Source organism: Planococcus sp. NCCP-2050 (assembly GCF_023708025.1).
GTDB lineage: Bacteria > Bacillota > Bacilli > Bacillales_A > Planococcaceae > Planococcus.
The window spans coordinates 29,144-47,145 of the sequence record NZ_BRCX01000010.1; the positions used below are offsets into that span (position 1 = coordinate 29,144).

The 18,002-nt window shown below is 45.6% G+C and carries 16 protein-coding genes; 12 read left to right on the forward strand and 4 right to left on the reverse strand.

Features of this window, described 5'->3' with window-relative positions; all coding sequences use genetic code 11:
- Positions 1–8: 8 nt before the first annotated feature.
- Both kynU and NFU07_RS17445 read left to right on the forward strand, forming a co-directional pair.
- Positions 9–1,256, forward strand: a complete 1,248-nt coding sequence (gene kynU / locus NFU07_RS17440) for a kynureninase (RefSeq protein ID WP_251480523.1) — start codon at positions 9–11, stop codon at positions 1,254–1,256.
- Positions 1,257–1,880: a cyclase family protein gene (locus NFU07_RS17445; protein ID WP_251480525.1), complete on the forward strand. Its 624-nt coding sequence runs from the start codon at positions 1,257–1,259 to the stop codon at positions 1,878–1,880. It abuts the gene before it with no gap.
- Positions 1,881–1,933: 53 nt separating this feature from the next.
- Here the strand turns inward: NFU07_RS17445 and NFU07_RS17450 are convergent, their stop codons facing one another.
- Positions 1,934–2,368, reverse strand: coding sequence for a phosphatase (locus tag NFU07_RS17450; protein WP_251480527.1), 435 nt, complete (start codon positions 2,366–2,368; stop codon positions 1,934–1,936).
- A gap of 166 nt (positions 2,369–2,534) precedes the next feature.
- Positions 2,535–2,966: a universal stress protein gene (locus NFU07_RS17455; RefSeq protein ID WP_251480528.1), complete on the reverse strand. Its 432-nt coding sequence runs from the start codon at positions 2,964–2,966 to the stop codon at positions 2,535–2,537.
- Between the two features lie 476 nt (positions 2,967–3,442).
- Between NFU07_RS17455 and NFU07_RS17460 the strand changes: the two genes are divergently transcribed.
- Entirely contained in the window at positions 3,443–5,179 is a 1,737-nt protein-coding gene (locus tag NFU07_RS17460; RefSeq protein ID WP_251480531.1) for an ABC transporter ATP-binding protein, read from the forward strand.
- Between the two features lie 2 nt (positions 5,180–5,181).
- A complete protein-coding gene (locus NFU07_RS17465; protein ID WP_251480533.1) occupies positions 5,182–6,936 on the forward strand; it encodes an ABC transporter ATP-binding protein in 1,755 nt (584 codons plus the stop codon).
- Positions 6,937–7,485: 549 nt separating this feature from the next.
- Here the strand turns inward: NFU07_RS17465 and NFU07_RS17470 are convergent.
- Positions 7,486–7,689, reverse strand: a complete 204-nt coding sequence (locus NFU07_RS17470) for a YheE family protein (protein WP_235198647.1) — start codon at positions 7,687–7,689, stop codon at positions 7,486–7,488.
- 72 nt (positions 7,690–7,761) lie between these two features.
- Here NFU07_RS17470 and NFU07_RS17475 point away from each other — a divergent pair, with 72 nt between their 5' ends.
- From NFU07_RS17475 to NFU07_RS17485, 3 genes are all read left to right on the forward strand, one after another.
- Positions 7,762–8,919, forward strand: coding sequence for a DUF445 domain-containing protein (locus NFU07_RS17475; RefSeq protein WP_309296791.1), 1,158 nt, complete (start codon positions 7,762–7,764; stop codon positions 8,917–8,919).
- Between the two features lie 12 nt (positions 8,920–8,931).
- Positions 8,932–9,279 carry a YlbF family regulator gene (locus tag NFU07_RS17480; protein WP_052652301.1) on the forward strand — a complete coding sequence of 116 codons (348 nt, stop codon included), beginning with the start codon at positions 8,932–8,934 and terminating at the stop codon, positions 9,277–9,279.
- 86 nt (positions 9,280–9,365) lie between these two features.
- Positions 9,366–10,145: an enoyl-CoA hydratase gene (locus tag NFU07_RS17485; RefSeq protein ID WP_251480537.1), complete on the forward strand. Its 780-nt coding sequence runs from the start codon at positions 9,366–9,368 to the stop codon at positions 10,143–10,145.
- A gap of 185 nt (positions 10,146–10,330) precedes the next feature.
- Here NFU07_RS17485 and NFU07_RS17490 read toward each other — a convergent pair whose 3' ends face one another.
- Positions 10,331–10,516, reverse strand: coding sequence for a YhzD family protein (locus tag NFU07_RS17490; RefSeq protein ID WP_235198650.1), 186 nt, complete (start codon positions 10,514–10,516; stop codon positions 10,331–10,333).
- Positions 10,517–10,636: 120 nt separating this feature from the next.
- On the opposite strand from NFU07_RS17490, the gene NFU07_RS17495 reads away from it, so the two are divergent.
- The 5 genes from NFU07_RS17495 to yhaM all read left to right on the forward strand — a co-directional run bounded on the left by NFU07_RS17495 (position 10,637) and on the right by yhaM (position 17,871).
- Positions 10,637–11,536, forward strand: a complete 900-nt coding sequence (locus NFU07_RS17495) for an ABC transporter ATP-binding protein (RefSeq protein WP_251480539.1) — start codon at positions 10,637–10,639, stop codon at positions 11,534–11,536.
- Positions 11,529–12,779, forward strand: a complete 1,251-nt coding sequence (locus NFU07_RS17500; RefSeq protein WP_251480541.1) for an ABC transporter permease — start codon at positions 11,529–11,531, stop codon at positions 12,777–12,779. The genes NFU07_RS17495 and NFU07_RS17500 overlap by 8 nt, the downstream gene beginning before the upstream one ends.
- 101 nt (positions 12,780–12,880) lie before the next feature.
- Positions 12,881–14,098 carry a metallophosphoesterase family protein gene (locus NFU07_RS17505; RefSeq protein ID WP_251480543.1) on the forward strand — a complete coding sequence of 406 codons (1,218 nt, stop codon included), beginning with the start codon at positions 12,881–12,883 and terminating at the stop codon, positions 14,096–14,098.
- 3 nt (positions 14,099–14,101) lie between these two features.
- Positions 14,102–16,933, forward strand: coding sequence for an ATP-binding protein (locus NFU07_RS17510; protein WP_251480545.1), 2,832 nt, complete (start codon positions 14,102–14,104; stop codon positions 16,931–16,933).
- Positions 16,930–17,871, forward strand: a complete 942-nt coding sequence (gene yhaM / locus NFU07_RS17515; RefSeq protein WP_251480547.1) for a 3'-5' exoribonuclease YhaM — start codon at positions 16,930–16,932, stop codon at positions 17,869–17,871. Before NFU07_RS17510 ends, yhaM begins: the two co-directional genes overlap by 4 nt.
- Positions 17,872–18,002: the final 131 nt, after the last annotated feature.

Sequence of the window (18,002 nt, forward strand, 5' to 3'; positions counted from 1 at the left end):
GAAGCAAGATGTCTGTGCAGAAAGATCAAATGGATTTGTTCGCTCTTTATAAAGAAGAATTTTATCAAAGTAAAAATCAGCTATACATGGACGGGAATTCACTCGGATTAATGTCGAAACGATCCGAACGAAAGTTGATCGAACTAGCGGATAGCTGGAAAGTTTACGGAATTGAGGGCTGGACTGAAGGAAATCATCCTTGGTTCTCTTTAGCGGAAAACTTGAGTGCAAGAATTGCACCGCTTGTCGGCGCCAAGCCGAATGAAGTGATGGTCACAGGTTCGATCACGGCTAATATCCACCAAATGCTGTCGACCGTTTTTCAGCCGACTGAAGAGCGGTTTGCAATTGTCGTCGATGAATTGAATTTTCCATCTGATATTTATGCAGTGGAGAGCCATCTGCGCCTCCGCGGTTTAGACCCAGAAACGGCTATGAGGAAAGTGAAGAGCCGGGATGGCTACACATTAAAAATGGAAGATATCGAAGAACAATTGACGGATGATGTTGCCGTTGTGCTATTGCCATCCGTACTGTACCGGAGCGGTCAATTGTTGCCGATGGAAGAAATTACAAAAGCAGCACATGAAAAAGGGATACTCGCCGGATTCGATTTGGCCCATTCAATTGGTGCACTTCCACATAACTTGCACGGCATAGGAGCAGATTTTGCTGTCTGGTGCCATTATAAGTACATGAATTCCGGGCCAGGAGGTACGGGCGGCCTTTACATCCACGAACGGCACCACCACTTGCTTCCGGGAAATGCCGGCTGGTTTGGATCAGACAAAGCGAAACAATTCGATATGGACCATCAGTTTTCAAAAGCGGAAGGGGCAGGGGCCTATCAGATTGGTACGCCTAATATTTTCAGCATGGCGCCGCTTCTCGGAAGCGTAGAAATTTTCGAAGAACTGGGCATCGATAAAATTCGGGAGCGTTCCCTGCAATTGACGAACTATCTGCGTGAATTGATTGCAGAAAAACTGCCGGAATTTCAAGATGTGACTCCAACAGCGGCCGAAGAGCGGGGCGGGCATATTGCGCTTGCCCATAAAGAAGCGGCACGGATCTGCAAAGCGTTAAAAGAAGAGGGAGTTGTTCCGGATTTTCGCGCGCCGGATATTATCCGCCTAGCACCTGTAGCATTGTACATTTCTTTCAAAGAAGTAGAAGAAATGGTGGAGCGCTTGGAAAAGATCATGAAACAGGAACTTTACAAAAACTATTCCAATGAAAGAAATGTGGTGGCATAAATGAAGAAAACAGAAATCATTGATATCACGATGGAATTGAGCAGCCAAACGCCTGAATGGCCGGGAGATGTCGCGTTTGACTACAAACTGTCGGTCACGAAAGAAGAAAGCGGTTCGGTGAATGTGGGCCAGTTCAAAACAAGTACCCACATCGGTACCCATGTGGATGCGCCTTTCCATTATAATAACGACGGCATCAAAATAGATAAATTGCCTCTAGATGTTTACCGTTCAGCTGCTCAAGTTGCAGATGTGCGGGGATTGGCTAAAATCACGCCGGAAGATCTGCCAGAGCTGGAAGAAGGCGTAACAACGCTCCTATTAAAATCAGATACATGGAAAGACCGTACACAATTTCCGGATTTTTGGCCGCTGTTTGATCCAAGCATAGCTGAATGGATGGTTGAAAAAGGGATCAGGCTGCTCGGAGTCGATGTCCCTTCAGTGGATGCCGAAACGAGCAAGGAATTGCCAACCCATATGTCCATGAGCCGAAATGGCCGTTTTATCCTTGAAGGCATTGTATTAGATGATGTGGAAGCAGGGGTCTACGAACTGATTGCTCTTCCGTTAAAAATCAAAGGGGCGGAAGGCAGCCCCGTGCGTGCTGTTCTTTACCGTTAAAGAAACTTTAAAATCACAATAAAACCCTCCACTTAGCCATCAAGTGGAGGGTTTTACATATAGTTAGACCGGAAATACGGTTCCAAGCCTTTTATATTCATAGCGATTTCATCGCATACCTCCTGGTAAATCGCCCATTGCTCCGATTCGTCTGCCGCACGCAATTCAGGATTGCGGATATTCCAGCGAACTAACTTCTGTGCTGGCAAATCGGCTGGAATGTCAGCGACTTCGAAATCCCCATCATGCAAGGCAATGATCAAATCCGCTTCGCTCACTTCTTTTGAATCATAGGAGCGCGGCTCTACATCAGGTACATCCAGTACAATTTCTTTCATGATTTCATAGGGGGTATCTGACTGTAATGGCTGGCCCCAAGCGGCACTTCGAATATCCCAATCTGGGAGATTCAAGCGATTGGCCCAGATTTCAGCCATTAGCCCGCGATGCTGTTGCGGAGACAGGAAATAGACCGTATGTTTAGTCATAGCTGTGCCCTTCTTCCTTTATACAAATTCCTTTTTTCTCTTAGTAATGTTTACCCATCTGTAATATTTGTAAACTAATATTTTTATGTGGTTTTATTGAAAGTTTGGGAGCAATAAGGAAGCCTGGCCAGCAAAGCTTATTTCTAAGCTCGTGGACCAGGCTTTCTTACTTGACCACTAGCACGGAACAAGGTGCTTCTTTCAATAGTTTCTTGCTGACGGACCCGACGAAGAATTTTTGGAGCCCCGATTTTCCGCTATTGCCGATAATCAGCAAATCGATCTTCTGCTGGATAGCGTTATGCATATGCTTAGAAAACTCAATCGAGTCATCTGCATAATCACTTGGAACGCGGTACCCGTCATCGCCGATTTCCGGCGGCATGAACTGGGCATAATTGCTGTCCACGTTTGCGGATACCACTGGGGCGGAAGCGCCTCCGGCTTCCATGAAACCGATGTTTTCTTTGACTTGTTCGTTAACGTAAATGACATTCAATTTGCTTTCAGGAAAGGACTTTTTAATTTCAAGCGCTTTATCCAACGCAATTTTACTGCCGTCAGATCCATCATATGCCACTGCCAGATTCTGATACATGTGAAATTCCTCCTAACCTGCTTCTTTACTAAATAAACTACCCCTCATTCAAATTCTAGAAACATTCATCAAATGCGAGCTTGAAAAATAAATTCAAAAAATCTTGACAATTCAAAATTGTTGGTGGTAATCTTAAAGTACTAAATCGGAGAAAAGGGAGGTTATGACAATGAAAAAAATAGCATTTGTACATTCATCAAAGTTAATAGCATTGTCAGGTCTGCCTAAATTTTCCCGTTGAATTAATTCGGTAACTGGATATTTAGGGGCAGGTCTGCAAACCTGCCTTTTTTTCATGCGCGTGCGCCTAAAAATAGGTGCGCGCTTTTTTGGGTTTAATCAGCGAATGCTGTTTAAATAAATAAGAAAATCGAAGGAGAGAATGAAGATGAAAAGACTTCAGCAACGGAAAATCATGATCAAGGAATCGCTAGAAGGCGATTAGTTAAAATCGAAGCAGAGAGAAGGAATAAGAAATGTTTAGTGTTTTATGGAAATTAAGATGGTTTTTTAAAGAAAATTGGCTGCGCTATACCATAGCAGTTGGACTATTATTCATTGCGAATATCCTTGAAATCATTCCGCCTTGGCTGATCGGAGTCGCCATCGATTCGATTGCCCAGGAGCAATTAACAGTTCAATTGCTTTGGCAATATGTCGGCGTTTTGGCCATTTCGATGGTGCTCGCCTATTTAATCAATTTTGTCTGGCAATACCAGCTGTTCGGAGGCGCCTATGTCATCGAGCGGCAGCTCCGCTCCAGTTTAATGGGTCATTTCTTAAAGATGACACCGACGTTCTTTGAAAAAAACCGGACGGGCGATTTGATGGCGCGAGCTACCAACGATTTGCGGGCGATTTCAGAAACAGCGGGATTTGGTATCTTGACGCTGGTCGATTCGACGCTTTATATGGCAACCATCATTGTGGCCATGGGCTTCTTGGTGTCATGGGAATTGACTTTGTTTGCGTTGATCCCGCTGCCGATTTTAGCGATCATCGTGCAAATATTGGGCAAAAAAATCCATGTGCGCTATATGGCGGCACAAGATGCATTTGGTGATATGAATGACAGCGTATTGGAATCGGTAGGCGGTGTCCGGGTCGTACGCGCTTATGTACAAGAGCGGTCATCCGAAAAAGATTTCGCACATATGACAGAAGATGTCTACGAAAAGAACATGGCCGTTGAACGGATCGATGCCCTATTTGCACCGGTTACAAAAGTGTTAACAACGATCAGCTACATGATCGGCCTCGGCTACGGTGCCTTTTTAGTAGCCGAAGGAAGCATGACGCTCGGTGATTTAGTTGCATTCAACGTCTATTTAGGAATGATTGTTTGGCCGATGTTTGCCATCGGAGAATTGATCAATACCTTACAGCGAGGCAATGCATCACTCGACCGGGTCAATGAAACCTTGGATTATAAAGAAGATGTCGTTGATCCGGAGCATCCGAAATTCACGGAAAAACCCGAGCATATCGGTTTCAGGGATTTCAACTTCACGTATCCGCAATCAAGTTCGATCAATCTGCAAGGCATCAATTTGTCGATGAACAGTGGGCAGACGCTCGGAATCGTCGGAAAAACAGGGAGCGGAAAAACGACTTTCGTCAAACAGTTGATGCGGGAGTATCCGCTCGGCGATGGCTCGATTTCGATGAACGGCATCGATTTGAACGATTTATCGAAAGACCAGCTTCGCGGCTGGATCGGCTATGTGCCGCAAGATCATGTGTTATTCTCCCGTACCATCCGCGCCAATATCCTTTTCGGCAAATCGGATGCGACAGAGGAAGATATCGAAAATGCCATTCGCTTGTCTCATTTTGAAAAAGATTTGGCAATGCTGCCGAATGGTTTGGAAACTTTGGTCGGAGAAAAAGGGGTGGCTTTATCGGGCGGACAGAAGCAGCGCATTTCCATTGCCCGTGCACTCATCAAAAATCCGGAAATTCTTATTTTGGATGATTCGCTGTCTGCTGTCGATGCGAAGACGGAAGCGAAGATTATCGAAAATATCCAAGCAGAACGAGCCGGAAAAACGACTATTATTACGACGCATCGTTTATCAGCTGTGCATCATGCAGACTGGATCGTCGTACTCGATGATGGAAAAGTCATCGAAGAAGGAACCCATGAAGATTTGCTGAAAGCTAAAGGTTGGTACAATGAGCAATACCTCCGACAGCAGATCGAGGAGGTGTAAAAATGGGGACAGGAAAACGTTTAGTTAAATACGCAATGCAATTTAAAAAGATTTTACTCGCGGGCTTGATGCTTTTAGCAGTGGCAGTGGCAGCCGATTTGGCAGCGCCGCTCATTGCGAAAGAAATCATTGATAACCACATCGCTCCAGCAAACGGAACTGTGAATTTTGAACCGATCGCTTATCTATTGGCCATTTTCCTCGGGCTTGGTATAGTAGCGTCCATTTTCCGGTATCTGGAATATATCTTTCTGCAAAAAGGGGCGAACAGCATCATCAAAAGGATGCGGAACGATGTCTTTGAGCATGTTCAGACTTTGCCGATCCGCTATTTTGACAGTTTGCCTGCAGGTAAAGTAGTTTCCAGAATCACGAACGACACGGAAGCCATTCGGGAACTGTTCGTGACCGTGTTGTCTCAATTTGCAACGAGCTTCATGTATATGGCGGGGATTTATGCAGCTTTGTTCTATTTGGACTGGCAGCTTGCGTCAATGATGCTCGTATTGATTCCGTTATTATACGGCTGGATGCTGGTATACCGGAAATTCGCAGCGAAATACAATCATGTCGTACGTGAAAAATTGAGCGACATGAATGCGATCATCAACGAATCGATTCAAGGAATGACCATTATTCAGGCTTTCCGACGCGAAAAACAGATGAAAAATGAATTCGAGGAATTGAATGATAAGCATTACAAATTCCAGCAAAAACTATTGATATTGGAAGCGACGGCTTCCCATAACATGGTTGGAGTTTTGCGTTCGCTCATCTTCATTTTATTCATTTGGTATTTCGGCACGGCTTCGATGAGCGTCAATTCAGCCGTCACTGTGGGTGTTTTGTATGCGTTTGTCGATTACATTATCCGCTTGTTCAACCCGATCAGCGGAATCGTCAATCAGTTTGCGAAATTGGAACAGGCCTTAGTTGCGGCAGAACGGGTTTTCCGTTTGCTTGACCGCACCGGCGAACCGGTCAGCGATGAGAAAATTGCCCGTTATCGGGGAAATGTACGGTTTGAAAAGGTCTGGTTTGCTTATGAGGAAGATGAATATGTATTGAAGGATATTTCATTTGAGGCGAAGCAGGGCGAGACAGTGGCATTAGTGGGGCATACGGGATCTGGAAAAAGTTCCATTATGAACTTATTGTTCCGCTTCTATGACGTCACGGAAGGCGCCATTAAAATTGATGGCATGAATATCAATGATATGACACGCCAAGCGGTCCGGGAACATATGGGCATTGTTTTGCAAGATCCTTATCTCTTCACTGGAACGATTGAATCCAATATTACACTCGGCGATTCGCGGATTTCGCGGAAACGGGTGGAAGATGCCCTGGCTGCGGTCGGCGGCGAGCGGGTGTTGAAGCATTTGCCGAAAGGCATCGACGAACCGGTTGTCGAAAAAGGAAGCACCTTGTCTTCCGGGCAGCGTCAATTGGTATCATTTGCACGTGCACTCGCATTCGATCCGGCTATCCTCATTTTGGATGAAGCCACTTCGAATATCGATACAGAAACGGAAGAAATCATCCAGCATGCGATGGAAGTGCTGAAAAAAGGGCGAACGACCTTTATAATTGCACACCGTCTATCGACCATTAAAAATGCGGACCGCATTTTGGTGCTCGACCATGGCCGGATTGCGGAATCGGGTTCACATGATGAACTGATGAAACTCGGCGGCCAATATTACCAGATGTATCAAATTCAATCAGGGATGTCTCCTACCCAAATTGTTGGGTAAGGGGCATTCCCTTTTTTATTGTTGGGGAGTTTAAGAAGGGGGAAGAAATCGCTCCAGGCGGACGCTTTCCGCGGGCACGGCTTCAGACCTTCCTTCGCTGCGCTCAGTCAGAGGTCTTCAGCTCGTGTCGCTCCGTCGCTTTGCTCCGTCACTGCTCCCGCAGGAGTCGCCGCCTTCCGCTCTTTCTTTTAGAATGTATGTAGGAATATACAGTTAACAGTACTAACCTTATTGAATGAAAACCATCCAATTATAAAGTGTTTATTTAAGATATGGAGAAAAATAGCGGAGACTCCCGCGGGACAGTGAAGTGCCGAAATCCACTTTGGTATTTAGCCAAAGTTAGTTCGGCGCAAGCCCGCAGGAAAGACAAGGGCCGCAGCTTGCAAGGCCGAGTCTTTGCGACGAAGCTAGCGTAGCGATGCAGGAGCATATCTTTTTAGCGAAGCTGTTTTGCGGAATATCAGTTAGAAACTAAATCAATAGTAATTACTGTTAAATTTTCATTCTGTTACATATAATGAAAAAGCGCCGGAACTTTCCAGCGCATTAATCGTATACATGAAAGAGCATCAATTCGTGGATCATCGTTTTAACTTGTTCTTCGTCTTGAGGTTCCTTGGAGACCCAGACAATCGATCCATCCGGATGGTATTCTCCTGTAATGCGTTCGTTCTTATAGAAGAAAGAAACAATCCAGCCAGGCAACTGGCGGTTTTCAAACATGGGTTTAAATTTAAAGTGCTGAAGCATGGAAATCCTCCTTTAGGTTCTTCTTATCATTATAGGGGATTGAAAGCGATTCACAAAGACAAAAAGAAATGAGTGAAGGTCTTGAGTATTTTATTGACGATTACGATTATGGCGGTCTTAGGTGCATTGATCGGGGGGATTACCAACTTCATCGCCATTAAGATGCTTTTCCGTCCGTATAAAGCGGTCTATATCGGGAAATGGCGGCTGCCGTTTACGCCGGGGCTGATTCCGAAGCGGCGGGATGAATTATCGACTCAGTTGGGACGCACCATTGTCCAGCACTTATTGACGCCGGAAACATTTAAAAAGCGTTTCTTTAATGATGAAATGCGGAGTAAAGCCGAAAGATGGATTCGGAAGCAATTGGAAATGCACGTTTTTCATTCGCCAAAAACTTTGAATGAATGGTTGGAAGGCGCAGGCCAAGGCGGCTTGGACCTGAAAATTGAAGCGAAGCTCGATGAATTGGTAGACCGCCAGACGGTGTCGATCCGCAATTATGTGGAAGGCAAAACCATTAAAGAATTGATGCCCGAGAATTGGCGTGACGAAACAGAGCAAAAGATGATCCAAGGCGTCAAATATGCCATCGATCAAGGATCGGATTATTTTGCTTCATTGGAAGGGCGCCAGACGATCAAGACGTTCATCGATGAGTTTTTATCTTCACGCGGAAGATTCGGCAATATGCTGCATTCCTTGCTTGGCGAGTCAAAAAGCATTGTCGACCGCATCCAGCCGGAAATCATCAAATTCCTGAATTCGCCGCGGACTTTTGAACTGGTCATTACCTTGGCTTACGGGGAATGGGAAAAGTTGCAAAACCGCAAAGCGGATGACTTTTTGAAGGAATTTGACTTTGAACCGGCAATCGGGGCAGTGAAAGAATATGTAAGAGAAACTGCCGACATTAAAGGCCGCCTGGATGCGACACTTGCAGAGACTTGGCCGAACGGGTTAGAATGGACAAGTGCAAACATCATCCCGCTTGTTGTGGATTTCGGATTCCAGCAAGGGGAAGAGAAATTGGAAGAAGCCTTGCAGAAGATCAACATGGAAGGCATGGTAAAAGAGCAAGTCGATTCTCTGCCGTTAAGCCGCCTCGAAGAACTCGTTCTTGGGATTTCGCAAAGGGAATTGAAAATGATTACAGCGCTAGGATTTTTGCTTGGAGGAGTCATCGGGATTGTCCAAGGGTTCTTAAGCTTAGCACTGAATACAATGTAGAGGAGAATCATAATGGCAGTAAACATTTATGACGACATCAACAAATTGGAAAGTACATTCCGCAACACGGAAGAATTCACGAAATTACAAGCTGCAGTTGAAGCCGTAACAGCGGATGCAGAAGCAAATGATTTGTTCAAGGGCTTCCGCGATCTTCAAATGACGCTTCAGCAAAAGCAAGCGCAAGGCGAAGAAATCACGGAAGAAGAAATGATGAGCGCACAAGCGACAGCTCAAGCTGCTCAAGGCAATCCGAAAATCCTGGCAATGCTTGAAGCGGAAATGGGATTAAGCCAAATCATCGATGAAGTGAACCGCGTCTTGATCAAACCAGTTCAATCCTTATACGAATCAATGTAATTAAAAAAATTAAAGGGTTTTCTCTTATAGACACCGAATACGTAAAGATGAATGACAATTCATTTTATGGAAGGGTGTCTTTTTTTATGTATGAAACGATCGAATTAACGAAGCAAGGACGCACAGGCTATTTAAAATTAAACCGGCCGAAATCGATGAACGCGATGAATGGCACGATGATGAAAGAGTTGGCCGACTGTTTCGAGTCGTTATTGGATGAAAAGAGCTTGCAAGTGTTGATTATCCACGGCGAAGGAAGAGCGTTTTCTGCAGGTGGGGACATTAAAGAAATGATGGATCCTGAAAATCCGATGGATATCGATCTTGTCATGAAAGAAGTGACGAAGCTTGCCAAGTCACTTTATACCTTGCCGCAAATTACCATTGCTGCAATCCATGGAGCTTCGGCTGGCCTTGGCTTCAGCATGGCACTTGCCTGCGATCATGTGATTGCAGAAGAAAACAGTAAACTTGCAATGAACTTTATCGGCATCGGCCTTGTTCCGGATGGCGGCGGACATTTCTTCATGAAAGAACGCGTCGGCGTTCCAAAAGCGAAACAATTGATTTGGGCCGGACAGACGTTAAAAGCGCATGATGCGCTTGCAAAAGGACTGATCGAAGAAGTGACAGCAGAAGGCCGGGCGATGGAACATGCAGAAGCATATGCTTTAGAAGTGCTGAGTTCTCCTGTCCAGGCGAAACTCGCGTCCAAAGAAATTCTTCATCAATTGAAAGTTCGCGAGCTGGAAAATGTATTGGAGATGGAAGCGAGAGCCCAGTCAGCGATGCGCAAAAGTGCAGACCACCTGGAAGGGATCCAAGCTTTTGTCGAGAAAAGAAAACCCGAATTTAAAGGGCAATGATCAAAAAGCATGGCCTTGCGCCATGCTTTTTTTCTTTATGGGAGTTTTATGCGCGTTTAGAGAGGAATGCGCGCGTTCGTGAGGAAATACGCGCGTTCACAGAAGAATGCGCGCGTTCAGTCAATTCCAAAAAGAAGTCGACAAAAAATACCATCCGCAGTTTCACGGATGGCATTCACTATTTTCTATGAATGGAAAAGCAGCAATTTGCCAGCTGGCGAAGCCAAGCGGTGCGTTTGGTTGGTCAATTCTTTTTCTTCTAGTAATGCGCGCCCTTTATCTTTTGCCTGCTCGTCATTTTCTGCAGTGAAAGTTTCTTCTGTGATTAGTTTGCCTGTTTGTTCATAGGCCGTCAGTTTATAGGTTCTCATGCTAGACAACTCCTTCTGAATGGTTATTCATTTTAAGTATATCGGGTTTTGCAGAAAAAGTCCTCCGCTTTTGAAACATTTCGAAACTTGCGGCGTATTAAAGAAAGAGGAGGAATGAGGATGACGTTATCAATACAACATGCTACGAAAAAATTCGGTGATTTTACAGCAGTAGACGATTTGTCTTTGACGGTTGAACAAGGGCAGATGCATGGATTTTTGGGAGCAAATGGAGCTGGAAAAACGACTTCTTTCCGTATGATTCTTGGTTTGTTGAATCCCAATGCCGGTGTGATTACGTGGAAGGGAAAGCCTATTACGTATGCAGCAAGTCCGGAAATCGGCTATTTGCCCGAAGAACGGGGACTTTATCCGAAAATGAAAGTCTTGGATCAATTGATGTATTTGGCACAGTTGCGTCAAATGCCTGCTTCAAAAGCGAAACAAGAAGCGATGGTCTGGCTCGAACGGTTTCAAGTGCCTCATTACGCAGCGAAGAAAGTGGAAGAATTATCAAAAGGAAATCAACAGAAGATCCAGTTGATTGCATCGCTGCTCCATAATCCGTCGCTGCTCATATTAGATGAGCCTTTCTCGGGTTTGGATCCGGTGAATGTGGAAATGCTGAAAAAAGCCATTCTGGATTTTCAAAAGCAAGGCGCTACGATCGTATTTTCCAGCCATCGCATGGACCATGTGGAAGAACTCTGCGACAATATGACAATCATGGACCAAGGGAAAGTGGTGGTCGACGGTTCGATCCGGGAAGTCAAACGGTCATTTGGGAAACAGAATGTCCGAATTAAAATGGATGAAGATCTTTCCTCCTTAAAAAATACAGTGGGAGTCGTCCAGTTTACGAAAACCCATGACGGTGCCTTATTCCAAATTAACGATGAAGCTACGGCTGAGCGCTTGTTGGAAAGTTCGATGAAGCTTGGCAAACTCCGTCACTTTGCGATCGAAGAACCTTCCTTGGAAGAAATCTTTATTTCGAAAGTAGGGAAAGCGTATGCATAGTTTCTGGATTATTTTTAAGCAATCATTTTTAACGAAAGCCAAAACCAAATCGTTTATCATCACCACGATAATCGTCGTGGCTGCCTTTTTCCTCTTGGCGAATTTGTCGAATATCATTGAGGTTTTTCAAGGTTCGGATGAAGAAGGGAACGTTCTCCACGTGATTGATGAAAGCGGGGAATTGGCACCGATTCTGCAAGCTCAATTGGATCAGCAAAACAGTGATGTCCAGGCGATGCCGACAGATATGACAGAAGCAGAACTGAAAGAAGGCATTGGAGAAGGGACAATCGATGCTTATCTTGTGCTCGAACAGGAAGGAACGCTCACTGCTCGCTATGTGTCGGAATCCGCGAATGAACTAGGAAGCGGCAATGACGTTGAGCAGGCAGTCCAATCACTCCAAACCGTTGTGACAGCGGAAAGCCTGGGCTTGAGTGAAAGCGAAGTCGGACAACTTTTCACACCGGTTGCGTTTGAACGGGAAGCGATTTCGGAATCCTCCAAATCCCAGGAAGAGTTAAGCCAAGCGCGCGGGCTCGTCTACATTTTGATCTTGCTCATTTATATCGCGGTTATTTACTATCCGAACATGATTGCGATGGAAGTGGCAAACGAGAAATCTTCCCGCGTCATGGAAATTTTAATTTCCAGTGTTTCGCCCGTCAAGCATATGTTTGCAAAGATTGCAGGCATCGGAACGCTGGGTATTTTACAGATGTTGATTTTCGGGCTTTCGGGCTATCTGGCCATGAAAACAGCCGGCACAGCATTGACGGAAGGTGCGTTTAGCGTTTTCGGCTTTTCCGATGTTAAAATCAGCACATTCCTTTTTGCCGTCTTGTTCTTTTTATTAGGCTATTTCCTTTATGCGGTCCTTGCTGCTTTACTCGGTTCGCTTGTCAGCCGAACGGAAGATGTCCAGCAATTAATGCTGCCGATGATGATGCTGATTGTTGTCGCTTCGTTAATCGCGTTTTCAGGAATTTCCGTTCCGGAAGCCACTTTTGTAACCGTCGCTTCCTACATTCCGTTTTTTGCTCCGCTCGTCATGTTCTTGCGGGTCGGGATGTTGGACATTCCGTTATGGGAACCGCTCTTATCGATCGGGATCATGTTAGTGACCATCGGCTTGCTTGGGTGGTTCGGCGCACGCGTTTACCGCGGCGGTGTATTGATGTACGGTTCTTCCCAATCATTGAAAGACATAAAGAAAGCAATTCGCTTAGGCAATCAAAAATAAGCGTTCAAGCTGTTTACCGGAAGTTTCCGGTAAACAGTTTTTTTTCGTTGTTTGTCATGGTAAAATAAGAACAAATATTCGGTTTCCGAAGGAGTAGAATTATGGGCAATATCCGATTTATTCATACGGCTGATTTGCATTTAGGCAGCCCTTTCAGTGGCATGAAAGGTTTGAAAAAGGACCAGTGGCAATGGGTGAAAGACAGTACGTATGCCGCGTTTGACCGTTTAATCGATTACGCAATAAAGGAAATGCCTGATTTTGTTTTGATTGCAGGCGATATTTACGACGGCGAAGACCGCAACATCCGAGCGCAGCATCGATTCCAGCAAGGAATGGAGCGCTTAGCGGATGCAGGAGTGCCGGTCGTGCTTGGATACGGCAACCATGACCATTTGAGCGGCCAATGGGTGCGTTTTGAATTGCCGGGAAATGTCCATGTTTTTGGACCCGAAGTTTCGCAGAAGAGATTAGCAACGCAGAACGGCGAAGTCATCATTTCCGGTTTCAGCTACGGGGAACGGCATGTGAAACGAGCGATGATCCATGATTTTCCGCCTGCTGAAGAATCGGGAGCATTTCATATCGGCATGCTCCATGGCAGCATGGACGGAGAAACAGCCCACGCGGTCTACGCGCCTTTTACGAAACAGCAATTGCTCGAGAAAAATTATGATTATTGGGCGCTTGGCCATATCCACATGAGGGAAGAACTGCATCAAAATCCTTCAATTGTCTACCCAGGAAATATTCAGGGACGCCATAAAAATGAGGCAGGAGCGAAAGGATTTTACGATGTTTCGCTGTCCAAATCAGGCACAAGCCTTCAATTTATACCGGTTTCGGCGGTTCAATTTGACCGCCTTTCGATTGGATGTGAAGGCATCATGCATATGAACGAACTAATTGATGCCTGCAGAAACGGTGTTGAGCACCAGTTGATGGAATATGGCCCTTCTATTCTCCAATTGCATTTGACTCATTTAGATGCAGGGACAAAAGAACTTTTTGAAGAAGTCACAGAAAAAGAATTGATGGAAACGCTCCAGGAAGCGTTGGAAGAACTGGAGGCTTTTGTCTGGATCTCTTCAATAGAGACTGAATTGGGGGCTGATGCTTTTGAAATCTCGCCGTTGGCAGAGAAAATCATAGGCGTAATGGATTCCTGGCAATTGGCCGATTGGAAAAATGTATTAAAGGATTTGTATCGGCATCCAAAAGGCAGCCGTTTTCTTGACTCGTTGAACGATCATGAAACCGCGGCTATTCAAGCAGCCGCGATTCAGAAAATCCGCCGAAATGTCCGGATGGAGGAATAGCTGATGAAAATTGAAAAAGCCATCATTTACGGATTTGGCAAACACCAAGATGTAAGCATTGAATTGAACGGCCGGATGAACCTCTTTTACGGAGCCAATGAAGCCGGAAAAACGACCATTCAGCAATTTATTGTCCAGACTTTATTCGGCTATCCGCTTCGTACACAGAACCTGCAGCGGTATGAACCGAAAGCAGGAGGGAAATACGGCGGGCAATTGCATATCACCGACCCCGTCTACGGCAAAGTCGTTATTGAAAGAGTAAAAGGCAAAGCGGCTGGAGAAGTCACCGTCTATTTTGAAGATGGCACGCGCGGATCGGATGCTGAATTGAAAATGCTTTTGAGGGATTACGACCGGTCGGCTTTTGAATCGGTATTTTCTTTTTCCATCCACGAACTGCAAGGCTTGGAAAAAATGACGGAAGACGAATTGAGCCGAACTTTACTGGCTTCCGGGACTACCGGCATCGATGCCATTACCAAACTTGAAGACCGCGTGGAAAAAGAAATGGCTGGCATTTTTAAGAAAACAGGGCGCAACCCTGAAATCAATCAATTGGTTGAAGAACTCCGTGCGATGGAAGCGGAGCTGAAAGAGCTTCGAAGCCGTGCCGAACTTTACGGTCCTTATCTAGAACGCCTTCGTGAAATAGAGCAGCGCCTCCTTTTGATCAATAAAGAAGAAGATGAAGCAAGCGAGGAAATGAAGAAAGTCGAAAAGCAGCGGCAGGCTGCACCGTTGATTGAAAAAGAAAGAATGCTTCAAAGCGAATTGGACTCGTTGACTGTAACCGCATTCCCTTCCGATGGACAGCGGCGGATGGACCGGTTAATGGACCGGTTGTCTGAAGCAAAGGCGCGAAAAGCGTTTCTTGAAAAAGAAGCGGAACGCACGACCGTCCAAGAGAACGGACACGCAGACATCGGTCCTTTGAATGCCTTGCTAGCGCGAGAATCGGAATGGCATCAATTGCGTTCTGTACTTCGCCAAAAGCAGGAAGAGGCCATTCGTTTGGAAGATGACCGGAGACGCCTTCTTTCCTTAATCGGAATAGAGGAAGCTATAGCGCTTCAAGCAGATGTTTCCTTGAGCCGGGAGGAAGAATTGATCCTGCTCGTTCAGCAAGCCGAAAGGGAAGAAGAAGAAAATCGCTACGCGGACCGGAAATTGGCAGAAGAAAAAGCAAAGTTTGCCGAAACCGAAAAAGAGCTGAAAATTTTCCTCGCGAATGAACCTAGTGAAAGCGATCGAAGAATGGCTGAAGAATGGCAAGCGATTGCCCATAAAGTGGCTGAAGCGAAAGCGGCAAAGAACGCACAAAAATCCGCCAGCAGCCAGACAGTGAATTATGCGATGATGGGAATCGGAGTGCTTACACTCATCATCGGTTTAGGGCAATCGAATTACCTTGTGGCGGTTATCGGCTTTTTAGCAGCCATAGGAGGGCTCTGGCTGATGCTGAAAAACCGGAAGCCCGAAACGCTTGGATCCGAACAGGAAGCTTTAATAAGCCATTATGGAGGCAAAGAAACGGAATATGCGGCATTGATTGCCAAATTGGACAGCTATGACCGTAAATTGGATGGCTATATAGAGCAAGTAGAAGCAGCGAAGCGCTCTATCGGCAAACTTTCCAAAGAAAGCCGCAGTGAACAGGCGCGCTTAGCGTATGAGCATTTCTTGCGAAACTTAGGCCTGCCGCAAAATGCAAGCCGGTCGACGGTCTTGGGCCTTTTTGAGAAACTGCGGGAAATCCATGCTGTTTCGCTAAAAGAGCAGCGGTTGAAGGCGGAAATCGCAGTGCTTGAAAAGGAGCAGGCAGATTGGCTCGCTCATGTGGAAACCGTGCTTGATCAGCCTGTGCCAGCCGATGAATTGTATGCCGTGTTGCGCGCAGAAATGAACAAACGGCAGGAGCAGCGTGCGGCTGTGGAAAAATTACAGGAAAAGGCGGCAGCTGTCCAAGAAGAACTCGAACAACTCCATGCCCTCAACCGGCAAATTGATGGAGAACAACAGGCCTTGCTGGCAGAAGCCAATGCACAGAACGTGGATGAGTTTTATTTACTGGGTGATGAGTGGCTGAAGAAAGAGCAAATTGAAAAAGAAATGGCACCGATTCAATCGCAGCTGCAAGCGCTTGGAAATTTCTCGAAAGCAGATGAAGAGCGTTGGGCCGAGTCAAATATCCAGAAGCTTGAATCAGATCTGCAGCGGCTGAAAGAAGAGCGGCGAGCTCTTTTGGGTGAACAGGCTGAAAAACAACAATTCACGAAGCAGTTGTTGACCGACGAAGCTTACGAAACTCAATTGCAGCTATTCAATGAAAAGAAAGAAGAATTGGCGGACATGGCGAAAAGATGGTCTGCAGGAAAAGCGATTACAGAAGCGATTAAACAGACGATGGATGAATTAAAAGAAAAGAGTTTGCCCGCTGCCATTCAAAAAGCACAAGCTTATTTTGAGAAATTGACTTCCGGTTCCTATACGGGAATGGAAATGACGCAAGAAGGGTATTTCGAAGCGGTGCGAAAAGACGGCATGCGATTCCACATAGCAGAGCTGAGCCAAGCAACAAAAGAACAGGCGTATCTGTCCTTGCGGCTGTCACTGGCTGTATCGATGGCCAAAAGCCATCCGTTCCCGATCATCATGGATGATCCGTTTGTTCATTTTGATCGCCGGCGGCTCCAGCAAATGATAAACTTAATAACAGAGCTGCAAGAAGACCACCAGTTCGTCTACTTTACGTGTCATGAAATGATGCAGCAGGTTTGGCCTGATGCTTATGTAATAGACGTGGCTACTATCGAAAGGAGTGTATATTCATGAGCAAAGGAATCACACAGCGAGCGGTTGGCGAAACCATCGATGAGTTTTTGCTGATCAAGCAATCGGTCAAAGGCGTTACGACCACCGGAAATCCCTTTATGTCTTTAGTGCTGCAAGATAAAAGCGGAGACATTGAAGCGAAATTATGGGATACAAAAGATGAACATGAAAAGCTATTTGCAGCAGAGACGATTGTCCGAGTAGGAGGGGAAATCCACAACTACCGCGGCAAAAACCAATTGCGGATTAAGAGCATCCGTCCGGCAAAGCCGGAAGAAAACCAGTCCATAGCGGATTTGATGCCGTCTTCCGAGAAAAGCACGGATGAATTATTCGAAGAAGTGATGCAGTATTTATTTGAAATGGAAAACCCGCAGATTCAGCGGATTACACGCCATATCTTAAAGAAATACCAGCAGCCGTTTTTGACATTTCCTGCCGCTACGAGAAATCACCATGATTATGCGTCCGGTTTAGCGGATCATGTGGTTTCCATGCTGAAACTGGGGAAAGCACTTTGCGAAATTTACCCATCCCTGAACAAAGATCTTTTATATGCAGGAATCATTTTGCATGATGTCGGCAAGGTATTTGAGTTGTCTGGCCCGATTGCAACGACTTATACACTTGAAGGCAATTTGCTTGGCCATATTTCAATCATGGTTACGGAAATTTCCAAAACAGCAGATGAGTTGGAAATTGACAGCGAAGAAGTTCTATTGCTTCAGCATATGATCCTTTCCCATCACGGCAAAGAAGAGTGGGGGAGCCCGAAAAAACCGATGATCAAAGAAGCGGAGATGCTGCATTATATCGACAATATCGACGCGAAAATGATGATGCTCGACCGGGCGCTCGGCAAGACAAAAGCAGGCGAGTTTACAGAACGCCTTTTCCCGCTCGATAACCGTTCGTTCTATAAACCGACGATTGAATAAAAAGGGTTCTCCGTCAAATGTTGGGGTGAGATGAATTTCTCCTCACCCTAACCTACGTGAACTCCCAACTTCTTGTACTTGTGTGTCAGTAATATTTTCGCGCGGGCACGTCCGAAGTTTTGGAAACCGAA